The organism is Bacteroides mediterraneensis (assembly GCF_900128455.1).
GTDB classification, from domain to species: Bacteria; Bacteroidota; Bacteroidia; order Bacteroidales; family Bacteroidaceae; genus Phocaeicola; species Phocaeicola mediterraneensis.
This window is the reverse complement of the sequence record NZ_LT635783.1, coordinates 1,284,766-1,297,530: the sequence shown is the minus strand read 5'-3', so window position 1 is coordinate 1,297,530 and position 12,765 is coordinate 1,284,766. Positions and strand designations below refer to the sequence as shown.

General features: G+C 46.3%; 10 protein-coding genes. All 10 read right to left on the bottom strand.

The window, feature by feature from the left end; genetic code table 11:
• Positions 1-92: 92 nt before the first annotated feature.
• Positions 93-1,064: an energy transducer TonB gene (locus BQ7480_RS05125; protein WP_083581762.1), complete on the bottom strand. Its 972-nt coding sequence runs from the start codon at positions 1,062-1,064 to the stop codon at positions 93-95.
• Between the two features lie 304 nt (positions 1,065-1,368).
• A complete protein-coding gene (locus BQ7480_RS05120) occupies positions 1,369-1,557 on the bottom strand; it encodes a helix-turn-helix transcriptional regulator (protein ID WP_072541986.1) in 189 nt (62 codons plus the stop codon).
• A 92-nt stretch (positions 1,558-1,649) separates the two neighbouring features.
• Positions 1,650-2,405, bottom strand: a complete 756-nt coding sequence (gene istB, locus BQ7480_RS05115) for an IS21-like element helper ATPase IstB (RefSeq protein ID WP_071150252.1) — start codon at positions 2,403-2,405, stop codon at positions 1,650-1,652.
• A gap of 29 nt (positions 2,406-2,434) precedes the next feature.
• On the bottom strand, positions 2,435-3,997 hold the full coding sequence (istA, locus tag BQ7480_RS05110) for an IS21 family transposase (RefSeq protein WP_072541985.1): 1,563 nt from the start codon (positions 3,995-3,997) through the stop codon (positions 2,435-2,437).
• Positions 3,998-4,306: 309 nt separating this feature from the next.
• Complete coding sequence (locus BQ7480_RS05105) at positions 4,307-5,839, bottom strand: LuxR family transcriptional regulator (RefSeq protein WP_139255714.1); 1,533 nt, start codon at positions 5,837-5,839, stop codon at positions 4,307-4,309.
• Between the two features lie 946 nt (positions 5,840-6,785).
• Positions 6,786-8,156, bottom strand: coding sequence for a vWA domain-containing protein (locus BQ7480_RS05100; protein ID WP_072543909.1), 1,371 nt, complete (start codon positions 8,154-8,156; stop codon positions 6,786-6,788).
• Positions 8,083-9,711: an AAA family ATPase gene (locus BQ7480_RS05095; protein WP_072541983.1), complete on the bottom strand. Its 1,629-nt coding sequence runs from the start codon at positions 9,709-9,711 to the stop codon at positions 8,083-8,085. The genes BQ7480_RS05100 and BQ7480_RS05095 overlap by 74 nt, the downstream gene beginning before the upstream one ends.
• Positions 9,699-10,604 carry a DMT family transporter gene (locus BQ7480_RS05090; protein ID WP_072541982.1) on the bottom strand — a complete coding sequence of 302 codons (906 nt, stop codon included), beginning with the start codon at positions 10,602-10,604 and terminating at the stop codon, positions 9,699-9,701. Before BQ7480_RS05090 ends, BQ7480_RS05095 begins: the two co-directional genes overlap by 13 nt.
• A gap of 109 nt (positions 10,605-10,713) precedes the next feature.
• Complete coding sequence (locus BQ7480_RS05085; RefSeq protein ID WP_022354531.1) at positions 10,714-12,246, bottom strand: acyl-CoA carboxylase subunit beta; 1,533 nt, start codon at positions 12,244-12,246, stop codon at positions 10,714-10,716.
• Positions 12,243-12,764, bottom strand: a complete 522-nt coding sequence (locus BQ7480_RS05080; protein WP_072541981.1) for an acyl-CoA carboxylase biotin carboxyl carrier protein subunit — start codon at positions 12,762-12,764, stop codon at positions 12,243-12,245. Before BQ7480_RS05080 ends, BQ7480_RS05085 begins: the two co-directional genes overlap by 4 nt.
• Between the last annotated feature and the right edge of the window lies 1 nt (position 12,765).

Here is a 12,765-nt window from a genome sequence, read left to right as displayed (position 1 = left end):
AAGGTCTGGACAGAACATGAGTTGAGCATTATATGCTCTGCCGCTTTCTTTATCAAGACTTCATTTATTTCCATCTTATTGAATTCTTATTGTCACTTATATCTGAGAGGTATTGTGTATAAGAAAGGAACGTTCTTTCCCTTGTCTATCGCAGCTTTCCAGCGGGGCATTAGTGATACCACCCTGAGGGCCTCTTTATCCGCTGTTTCATCATAACTTTTATCTATTGTGGATGATTTGATATTGCCGTTTGTGTCTATTACCACCTTTACGGTTATAAAGACGTTTTTACCTGAGTATGATTCAGGCAACTTGAAATTCTTTTTTATGAATTCCAACATTCCGTTTACTCCACCGGGATATTCCGGAAACTGTTCCGCCACAAAATATACTCCGTCCTCCCGTTGAATCTGCATCTTCACTTCTTCAGGTTTATGTGATTTATAGTATAAAGGGAAACGATTGTCTTCAAATATGGCCTTACCATTGGAAAGTATAAATGCCTGCTCCATATAGTTCATTATAACCGGATATTTCTCCTTGAACATTAATTCATAATTCTCTAATTTCCTGTATATTTCCACATTCTCATCAGTACATAGCAGACTGTTGAAAAGGGAATACCAGAAAGGGAAATATGCCGTATAGTATTTCTTGCTGAGACGTTCCATCATCAACTCAGGGTTTTCTTCAAGTTTCCTTGCTATCAAATCCTGAAGACAACCTCCAATATCATCTACTATCCTAGTACCGCCAATGCCAAGAGTTATCAGCCTGTCGTAAAACAAGCTGTCGGGTATCTTATCTAATTTATACAAACCTTCGTACATGTGTTTCTCGAAACTTGATTTAAGATTATCAAACGAAGGTATGTTTCCGTATGTAAGCCAGAGTTCATGCCAGGTTACAGGAAAAGCATCGAAGAATTCACGTTGGGTCTCTGCCGTATATCCCGATTTTACCATTAAAGCGAATGTACGGTTCACCTTTGCTGTATCTACAGGAAAACTGAATACCGCCATAAAACAGAATGACAGCAACGATAATAATGCAAGTCTTTTCATAATATACAATTCTAAATGTTAACATATATTCAATACCATACCATTGTTTCCATATTTGCTTAAGAAATCATTATTTTTTTACTGTTGTAGTACTGCCAGATATTTTATAGTCTCCTTGTATCTATTTCATAAAATCCAGGGCAATAATACCATCAGACTACAGATATTTGTTTGATGCGAAATTAAGGCAAACTATCCATTAAACCATTGGTAATCCATAGAAATAAGCTTGTAAGATAGATTTGTATATATCTGATTATCAAATACTATACAGTATAAATGCTTGTAATATAAGACAAAGCAATTATAAGTCTAGTTTTTCAACTAAAAACAAGACAATATCCCCACCTTCAGGAATACCAATTTTTTTTCTAATATTAGTTTTGTACTTATGTACTGAAAAGACACTATTCATCCAAATGGCAGCAATCTCTTCTGTCTTGAATCCAGAAACAAGCATGCAACACAACTGGACTTCTTTGTCATTCAGCATAGGATATTTCTGCTGAAAACGGTTGATATCCGTTCACCCAAAACGGTGATATCCGTTCACTTTTCATACTCTTTACCTATGGCGATGCAAATTTATTGATTTTCGTCTGTAACGTTGCAGTTTTGATGTCTTTTTTGACGTAAACTGCTGCCTTGTAGCTCGAAGCGCACACTTGTGTGTACCAACCTGTCTAATATTGCATCAGCTGCAGTCGTGTTGCCTTTCATCACATCGTACCAGTTGGCAACCGGCAGTTGTGATATGATGATCGTAGCTTTTTGTCCATGGCGGTCTTCTATAATCTCCATAAAGTCAAGTAACTGTTGTCCGTCAAGAACTTTCATGCCGAAGTCGTCCAGTATAAGCAGGTCAGTCTGTGCCAGCTTGGCGAAGAAACGATGCAGGGTACTGGATATACGGGCAAGGCTTATTTCCTCGAAGAGCCTGTACAGGTTATAATAAGCAACCTTATATCCGTTCATGCAGGCCTGATGACCAAACGCTGTACCCAACCAGCTTTTACCGGTACCGGCAGCACCCGTAATAAGTATGGATACCCCGTTTTTCACATAGTCACAAGTGGCAAGATTAAGTACTTTCTGCTTGTCCACGCCACGCTTGCAGTCATAGATAACTTCACTTATGGAAGCCTGATAACGGAAGTGTGCTTTTTTTATCAGACGGGCATTCCGGCTTTGATTCCGGTTATCCAGTTCAGCCTGTATAAGCAGTTGCAGACCGTCTTTCAAGGAGAGCGACTCTGCCTGTCGCGTCTCCTGCATGGTAGCCCAGTAATGGGCCATTCCAGGCATCTTAAGGTTTCTTAGAGCATTGATAATTTCATCCATCGTTATTTGTTTTGAGTGTTAGAAGTCTGTCATTTGAACTGTGCTTTTCCACGGATATTACAGTGCTGCGGAGGAGCAAAGGAAGATGAAGGTTGCCCCACACCGGCACACTTGCTCTCTACCAGTAAACGGATAAAGCGATAGTTGCATCTGTCTACATTCAGGGCTGCCTCGCAGGCTTTTTGGAAAACGACCGGATCACTGCTCCTTTGCAGGTTTAGAAGCCCGTCGCAGGTCTTGTAATGAGTCTCCGGAGGCATTGTGGAAGAATAAAATATGCGGCGGATTACATCTCCCAGTATGCCGGATGCACGCTCGGCACGCTCTATGTATGATTTTGCACTCATCCCTCTGTATTCCCGGGAATTGCTTGCAAGATGCTCCTTTACGATAGTATACTTTCCCCTGTTGTAATCACGTAGGTGAGTGGCTACAAGCTCACCGTCCACATATACTTTTACCAGTGTGCGTGTATATGCGACATGTGCGGTTTTGGATATATACTGATACGGTACTGTATAATAGTGCTGGTCACGTCCAAGATAGATACAGCAGTTGGTTGACACCTTCAAATCGGTATATGACACAATCTCAAAATCTCTGTCAGGCAGTGGCATAAGATTTGGCTTGTCTACGGCAAGGAACCGTTCCTCACGCGTGTAAGGATGCTTTTGCATGCGTTTCTGGTTGTGCGCTTTCATTTTGAGTGAGGCTGCCCGGTTAAGCTCTTCCAGTGAATGGAAGGTTTCATTGCGGAGTTCGGCAAACACACGCATATAGACAAGCCTCACGGTCCCTTCCACGTTGCTTTTATCTTTAGGGTGTACGGGACGTGCCGGTATGATGACCGTACCGTAATGATTGGCCATATCCTCCATTACACGGTTAAGTGAAGGCTCATATCTGTCGGTCTTGACAACAGCAGCTTTAAGGTTGTCAGGGACAAGCATCTTTGGTACGCCGCCAAGATGTTTCAGGCACTGCGTTATGGCATATACAAAGTCTTCTGTACGCTGTGAACGTACGAAGAGGGTATAACCGTAGTCGCTTGCAGGCAGAGTGGCTACAAAAGCCTGACACTGGACGACCTCACCGGTTTCCATGTCAACGTATCCCATAGTATCACCGGCAAAATCGAGGAAAAGCTTTTCGCCGCCCGTACGCATGTCGGCAAGTATGGTGGATGGCGACTCCTTCCTGGCCTCTGTGTTCTGATTGTAATGAAAACGGAACTGTGTCAGGCTGTAGTGGTCATCCGGATGCTCATTACGGTATTCTTCCCAAAGCAGCTTCAGCGTGACATGCTTGCGCTTCATCTCCTCCTGAAGATATGGAAGAAGGGCTTTGAATGTTTCAAAACGCTTGTCGCTATATGCAGGATTGCCGCCCTTGAGACGGTGCTCAAGAATGGGATCATCCAACCTGATAAGTTCATCAAGGCTCAGACTGTCAGCGTTGACCTTATTCATGTAGTTGTTCACTGTCTCCTTGTTCATGCCGATTATATCAGCAGCCTTGCGGTTGGAGATTCCGCTCTTCTTTAGTAGAAGAAGTTGTTTGATCTGGCTCATATTCTTACTTTTTCCTGCCATAGTCGTATCGTATGAAGATTGTTTTCTGCATACAAGATACGGGAAAAGAGTAGCAAGTGAACGGACATGCTCCGTTTTTTATGCAGGCATTGTCGTTTCTGTGAGAAGGTGAACGGATATACTCCGTTTTCCGTATGTAGACAACTGATTATAGTATTATTACATTCTCATTAGTGAACGGATATACTCCGATTTCTGTAGAGAAAACGGAGATTCTATCGTAATATCCAAACCACTGAACGGATATGCTCCGTTTTTTATGGCGTTTTGTGGCGTTTTTAGCTGAAATGAACGGATATACTCCGTTTTTCAGGCACTTTTCAAGGCCAATTTAGCGGTAAAACTGGATGGATTAAGCCGTTCAGAGTGGGTGGGGATGCTCCGTTTTCGGCAATATTTCTGAATAAGTTTTGAATAGAACCCATCAAAAGATATATCTATATGATTATAAAACTGTTCCCACTGTGTACCGAGCAAATAATTCTCATCTATTATATGATACTTTTTCAAATCCTTAAGAAATCTTGCACTCTGCACTTGCTGTGTTGAGCGCAAAATTGCTATCTTCTTTGCTATCTCAAAATCACGCAAAATAAACTCTTTGACTTCATTTTTTACATTTCTAAGGTTATCCAAAGAATTAATCTGCTGTTGCAAAGCGAGAATCTTATAAACTTGCTTTTTCCGAATCTGTATATATATCACCAAAGATACGCATAATACTAAAAGAAGTCCTACCAGAATGTATTTATAAATGACTATCTGTCTATGAATAGTTTGTTTCTCACAAATATTTGTATAGGCCTGTATCGCCTTATCCAATGATTCTCCATTCAGGCAATCAAATGCCATTTCATATTTCTCCTTTAGCTTGTTAAGGCATTTTATTTGTTCGCCTGCATCATGATTTAACCGAGCAAACTCTGCACACAACGTATAGAATTCTATTTCTGCAAAGGCATTTCCTCCATTTATACTATTCTCTATCGCCAGAAACTTATATTTTTCTGCATTTAACAAGTCCTGTTTACGATAATAACAATATGTCAAAATTGCGAAACATGTGAATTTATGTTCAATGGATGTTTCCTCAACTACAGCTTCTTTCAGCTTTTCTATGCAAGCATCCCAATGTTGCATTTTGTATAAGGCAATTCCCTGCAGACGTTTTATTTCACTTAAAAATATATTCTTCTTACCAAGATGTTTTTCTATTTCATTCAATTTTTCGTATGAGACTTTATATCGATCTAAATATAGAAAGCTTTTGGCAACTTGTATTTGAGTTGATATACTCATATCTTGAAAATTTACATCCTTTATGCATTGATTGGCAAGAGTCTGGTATTTAATAAAATTCAAGGTATTAAATTGCCTGATATACATTTCACCGAGATAGCTGTAAAGATAAAAAAGCCATTCTTGGTCATATTCTTGTCTAGCAATATTTATTGCGGTTTCTATGGTATGGACTTCTTTTGTTATATCATTTTCTTTTTTATAGGTTTCCGCAAGAAGATATAAAGTTTCAAGGTATGGCTGAATCATTTTTTCTTTCTTAAAAATCTGAATGCACCTTTCCAACACACTCTTTGATGGATAATAATTATTATCCGTATAACTGAGTGTGATTGCAGCTAATATAAAATGAACCGCATCTCTTTTATTCTTTACGCAATTCATGTTTATCGTATCTAACTTTAACAAATAGGATTGTGGATCATTTTCTATCTGAAAAATTATATCATCAAAATTTCTACTTTCCGAATATTCAGAATTACAAGAACCAAGCAATAACAAGGAAATACATGCTATTACACCCATATAGTGATTCAGTTTCATATTCATATTATTTTGCATTGTTATATCATGCAACTAAGTGGATTAGATGTTAAAGTCTCATTTTACAACAGACATTTGTCAAAAGACATAGCTGTATTCAACCTGTATATATTAAACTTGCAATTCGCATCATTGTTTGTTACACAGGAAGATGCCCACAAATATATTGATAAATGGCATTGAACAATGATAAAAAAGGGAAAATATACAGATTATATTCTTTTTTTAGCTAGGTTGTCATAACAAAACAGTACGATGGATATGGTAGTGTAAAACAAACTGTGTCACGAGTTATTCCAACATAACAAAATGTCAATTCCCCTCCTTCCTCATTCAAATTTTCTAATTCAGTCGCTCCAACCCCCATGCTTCCCTTTTTCCCAAGGAAAAGTATCTATACAAATCCAAAAAGAAACGGAATTCAAGAAAACAACAAACACCATCACACAAATAAGAAAGAACCCACGCACATCCTCCACAAAACACGAGCAAACACGTACAAAAAGGAACTCCCATTTTCACACTCCAATCCCCCCATTCCACAAAAAAATCTCCTCAAAAGTCTTCACCCACGCCCCCTCTCCAGAAGCCCCCAAAACCATCTTTCCAAAACGCAAGTACATTTGCTCTCAAACGCACTTGCGTTTTCCTTCAAACGTCAAAGAGTTTTTCCTGAAACGCTTCGGAGTTTTCTTCCAAACGCTTCGGTATTTTGACGTCAAATCCGGCTTTTCAGGCCAATTTCCCCGCATTTTCTTCTCCAGATTCATCCGAATACCCGTTTTCAGACAGGAAGCACCCCCTCTACAAGCCTTCTGAGAGAGGGGGATACATGGCCATACACAAAAAATGCGAAATTCCGCCCTTCAAAAAGAAAGCAGAATTTCGCATTTTAAATCTTATACCCAGCAAAAATCAGAAGATAAAAGCAAAGTGATTTTTCCGTTCAATACATCTCCCAGTACTTTTCACACTCGTGAAGGTAGTCCGTTTCCGGGTGGGTACCGAACACCAGCGCATAGAAGGAAGTTCCCCGCAATCGGGCACGATGGATGTCGGCCAACAGCGCGTCATCGGGAGGGGGCATCTCGAAATCGGAAATCAGTACCACATCGGCCCGATGCCAGCCGTGGGTACGCAGCATCATCAGCGCTTCGGCAAAGGCCGGACGCACATCGGTACCGCCGTCGAAACGACGTTGCAGGAAGTCCACCAGCACAGGGAAATCGGTCTTCAAATCGCGCACCAGAAGGGTTTGGATGTCTTCTGAGAAGTTAATGACGTAACATTTCCGCGAGGTGGCTTCCGTCAGTCGGGCAATGGCCAGCACGGCCGACTTGGCCAGGCGTTCGCGGCCTTCGCGCATGGAACCGGAGGTGTCCACACAAATGATGTAGGGGCCCTGGGCACTGACTTTCTTTTTCTCCGGCGAACGGTCGGAACGATCCTCGCGGGAATAGGAGTCGAACTGTTGCAGGCGTTTTTCCACATAGCGCTGCATGAAGAAGGGATAGAGCACCTCGTCCGTGAGGTAGCAATACTCCACGGGCAGCAGGCTGTTGAGGTCGTCGCCCAAGGCCACTCCTTCCACGTCGCTTTGGGCGGCATGACGAATCAGGCTGTCGGCCCGAAGCCCCGACAGGGAGTCGAAACTTTCTTTCCGTCCACCCACGTTCTTTCCCAGGCAGCGCACCAGCTCGCGTATCTGGCGGTTCTGCTCCATGGCTTTCTCATAGGGCACCACTTTCTGATAGAGTTCCGGATGGTTCCGCAACAGCCATTTCACGCGTGAACCCCGGAGGTTGCCTTCCGTTTTCAGGCCGAACGACTTGTCCAGCAGGGCGAACCCCTCGCACAGGCGGAAAAGGTGCTGGTACTGGTAGTCGTATTCCTTCACCGAGAGCAGATGGTGCCACTTGTCCAAGAAGAGTTCCTGCAAGGCCGCACGTTCTTCGCTTCCTTCGGGAAGCCGGGACAGGCGACCGATGTAATAGGACACATCGAGTTCGGCCAAGGTATAACGCTTGCGAAAAGCCGTTTCCATCCGTTGCAGGAAGGTCAGGAAATCGGCTGACGAGAGAGTTTCGTTGGCATAGAAGACTTCCCATTCGGGGGTATAGCGGGAATAGAATTCCTGAAGCGAGGGCACCGTCTTGCGGTAATAGTCCCACACACATTCTTCCAGCTCGCTCTCCAGCACCGTCCGCCCCTGAAGATATTCTTCCATCCTTGCCCGGCTCCGCTCACGAAGTTGCTCCAAATAGGCTGTTTTCAGGTCTTTCAGACGGATATTCCTCGTTCTCTTTCCGGTATGCATGTTTCATTTCCTCCAATCCGTTCCGATAGCGGAACAGGGCTTTCGTCGGCTCGCCCAGTATCCGGCTCATGGCTTCTTTTTCTTTTCGTCCGACAAACAGATGGTTCGCGCAATAGTCGGCTTCTTCTTTCACCCAGTCGCCGCAATGGGCTTCCACGTGGCCGAGCTGCTGCTCCAGCCGACTGAAGCGGGCGGGAAGGTCTTCGTGCGACTGTACTTCCATGGCGGGCAGGGCGGTGCAGTCGGGCGTACACAGCAAGGGGTATTCATAGTCGTTGATGAATACCGAACGGCGGCCCCGACGAAGGGTGTAGACTTTCGAGGGGGATACCTTGCCGCGCATCGAGGGGTCGTATTTCTTCAGCACGTAACAGTCGGTCTTGTACTTGTCCTTATGCAGGTAGAACTGCTTGCCGGTATCGTCCAGCTGCTGGTAGTCGGAAGCGAAGAGGAGCAACCGTCCGGCCAGCCGCACACGCTCCACTTGGTAATAATACGCATCGACCAATTGCAGTCCGGCATCGGCCCGTTCGCGCAGGGCTCCTGCCGAATCGAGTTCTTTCTTCAGGGCTTGCAGGTCGGCTTCAATGCCGGAGAGGTTCAGCACATAGCCGCGCACGCTCTCGCCTACTGCCGTCAGCACGGCATCGCGCACCCAGTCTATCTGTCCGGTCTCGTTCCACAGGCAGTGTACCATCAGCAGGCAGTCGGACAGGCGCACCTCGGTGTTTCCTTGCAGGAAGGCGGAGGCCCGCAGCAGGCGCACGATTTTCTTCCAACGACGGTCGGACACGTACAAGGCGGGCGAAGCGGGCACATCGGCATTTTCCAGCTGACGGTTGTAGTCTTCCAGCTTATCCTTGAGGGAATGAATCACTTCCAGCACGGAATAGTGCAGACCGACGGCCTTCATCTGTTCCTGCCACTGGCGGTATTCTTCGTCGCTCACGGCCAGTTGCTCGTCCACCTCCGGCTCGCTTTCATCGGCGGTCAGAATCATCTGGTCAAATTCGGACAGGTCTTCAATGCCGCCCACCAGCTTGCGCACCAGGAAGCGGTCGTACAGGGCTTCCAGTCCTTGTCCCGAAGCGGGGAGTTCGTTCGAGGCGGCAATCAACCCTTTCATGGGCACCTGTACGGTGAACTGTCCGTTGCGGTAGATTTTCTCGTTGATGACGGTCAGCAGGGCATTCTGAATGGCAGGACCGGCTTTCCAGATTTCATCCAGAAAGACCACGGTGGCGGTGGGCAGATAGCCTTCGGTCATGCGCTCGTAGGTGTCCTCGTTTTTCAGCTTGGCGATGGACACGGGGCCGAAAATCTCGTCAGGGGTACTGAAACGCGACATAAGGTATTCGAACGCGGTACCTCCGCGGAACAGGAGTTTCAGCCGACGGGCTACCATACTCTTGGCCACTCCCGGAGGGCCCAGCAGAAAAATACTCTCTCCAGCCACAGCCGAAAGCAGGGCCAGGGCCATGACTTCTTCCTTGCCATACACCCGCTCGTTGAGGGTGTCCAGCAGTTGCTCGATACGTTTTTTCAGCGTTTCCATTTGACGTAGAGTGAGGGTACAAACTTATGGTGCTGCGACAGCACGTTGAGGGTCTGGAGCACCACCGACAGCACAATCAGTCCCAGGCCCAGATAAAAACTGAAGTTCAGGTCCTTGGCTTCCTGAAAAATAATCATGGCACCGATGATGCTGTATATCGGCTCGAGGTTGTAGCTCAGATTGACCGTAAAGGCGGAAATGACTTTCAGCACCTGAATCTGGAGGATATAGAGTCCGACGGTACAGATTGAAGCCAGACAGAGCAGGTAAATGAAATCCTGCGTTCCGGGCAGAATGGAGGCCACGGGGAAATAATGGAGGTAGAAAGGCAGGATGCACGACAAGCCCAGAAAACCGCCCAGCATCTCGTACATCAGCATGGTGCTGGAGGTATAGTTCACGGCCACTTTCTTGTTGACAATGGTAAACAGCGAAGCCAGGGCCGACGAGATGACGCCCATGCAGATACCGGTCCGGTAGCGGGTGTCGAAATGGAAAATCAGCACGATGCCTCCCACGGCCACCAGGCTGAACAGAATCTCCCGCAAGGAAATGCGGTGACGGTTGATGAGGGGCTCAAAGATGGCGGTAAAGATGCTCATCAGCGACAGGCAGACCACACCGATGGACACGTTGGAGGCCTTGATGCTTCCATAGAAGAAAATCCAGTGGCTGGCCAGCAGCAGCCCCACGGAGGCAATCTTTGCCACATCGCCGAAAGTGACCTTCCGCAACTTCTTCAGGCACGAGAGCAGCAGAAAGAACATCACGGAGGCAAACATCATCCGGTACCACACGAGCAGTCCTTCGTTCAGGGAAATCAGTCTCCCGAACACGCCCGTCCCTCCGGCAATGAGAATGGAAAGATGCAGTTTTATAAATGCTTCCTTCATAATGACAGAATCTAATGTGATAACTATACAAGAAAGCGAAGAACTCCTCGCGCATGACCGGCGGAATTCTTCGCTTCTTATGTGGATTTACTGAATAATCGTCAGCTGATTACAGCGGCATGTTGCCGTGTTTCTTCGGCGGATTGCTCTGGCTCTTGTTCTGAGTCATTTCCAATGCCTGAATCAGTTTGTAACGGGTATCTTTCGGCAGGATGATTTCATCGATGTAACCCTGTTCGGCCGCACGGTAAGGATTGGAGAATTTTTCCTTGTATTCTTCCACTGCCTTGGCTTTCTCTTCCGGAGTAGCCTTGCGGTAGAGGATGTTTACGGCACCGTCGGCACCCATTACGGCGATTTCGGCAGTCGGGTAAGAGAAGTTCACATCGGCACCAATCGGCTTGCTGTTCATCACGATGTAAGCACCTCCGTAAGCCTTACGGGTAATCACGGTAATCTTAGGTACGGTAGCTTCTGCGTAGGCATACACAATCTTCGCTCCGTGACGGATGATACCGTTGTGTTCCTGTGTGCATCCCGGCAGAAAGCCCGGCACGTCTTCGAACGTCACGATAGGAATATTGAAGCAGTCGCAGAAACGGATGAAGCGGGAAGCCTTGTCAGAGGCATCGATGTCGAGCACACCGGCCAGGTAAGCAGGCTGGTTGGCCACGATACCTACGGAACGTCCGCCCAGACGGGCAAATCCGACTACGATGTTCTTGGCAAAGTGAGGCATCACTTCAAAGAAATAATGGTTGTCGACCACCGGCTCGATGATGTTCTTGATATCGTACGGCATGTTCGGGTCGTCCGGAATGACTGTCATCAGCGATTCTTCCGCACGGCGGATATCGTCGGTGCAAGGAATCATCGGCGCATCTTCCATGTTGTTGGAAGGAAGGAAGCTCAACAGTTCGCGGATGCTCATCAGGGTTTCTTCTTCCGTATCGCAAAGGAAGTGTGTCACACCGCTCTTGCTGCTGTGGGTATAAGCACCACCCAGTTCTTCCTTGTCCACTTCTTCGTGGGTCACGGCTTTCACTACGTCCGGACCGGTGATGAACATGTGGCTCTTTTCCTTCACCATGAAAATGAAGTCGGTCAGGGCCGGAGAATAGCAGGCGCCTCCCGCACACGGACCCAAGATGGCCGAAATCTGCGGAATCACACCCGAAGCAATGGTGTTCTGATAGAAGATGGAAGCGTAACCGGAGATACTGCCCACACCTTCCTGGATACGGGCACCACCTGAGTCGTTCAAGGCAATGACCGGAGCACCGTTCTTCAGTGCCAGTTCCTGTACCTTCACGATTTTCTGGGCACCGGTCGCACTCAGCGTACCGCCATACACGGTGAAGTCGTATGCATATACATATACCAGACGACCGTCAATCTTACCGTAACCGCATACGATACCGTCGCCCGGAATGTGTTTCTTATCCATGCCAAAGTCTGTGCAATGGTGGATTACGAATTTGTCGATTTCATTGAACGTACCCTTGTCGAGCAACATGTCGATACGTTCGCGGGCTGTCATGTGACCGTTGGCATGCTGTTTTTCCACGCGTTCTACACCGCCGCCCTGAGAAGCCAGTTTGTCCAGCTCCTCAAATTTCTTATATTGTTCTGCTGTTGTCATTGTTCGTCTTCTTTAATTACATCCAATGTCATTATTACCTGATTGCTGTTGACGGAATCTCCTTCGTTCACAAGGATTTCCTTCACCACGCATTCACTGTTCACTTTGTAGTTGCTCTGCATCTTCATGGCTTCAATCACTACCACGATGTCGCCAGCCTGCAGACGGTCGCCTACCTTTACCGGAATCTTGACCACCTTACCCGGCATCGGAGAAACAATCTTGTCCTGTTGCTTTTCTTCCCCGCCCTTGCGCATGCGCAGGTATTTGGCCTGTGAGTCAATGATGTCGATGTTGTATGACTGGTAATGTGCGTTCACGGTATAGCTTTTTCCGCCTTCCTTACGAATCAGTTCGGCGTTGTACGACTTTCCTTCGTGCAGGATGGAACAGCTTCCGTTTTCGGCCATCACGATGTCTACATCGTAAGGCACTCCGTCGATGGTCAGCTGCACCTTGTTGCCTTCCTTGCTGACCAGTGTCACGTCCGCAACTCTGTCACCTATATGTATTTCCATA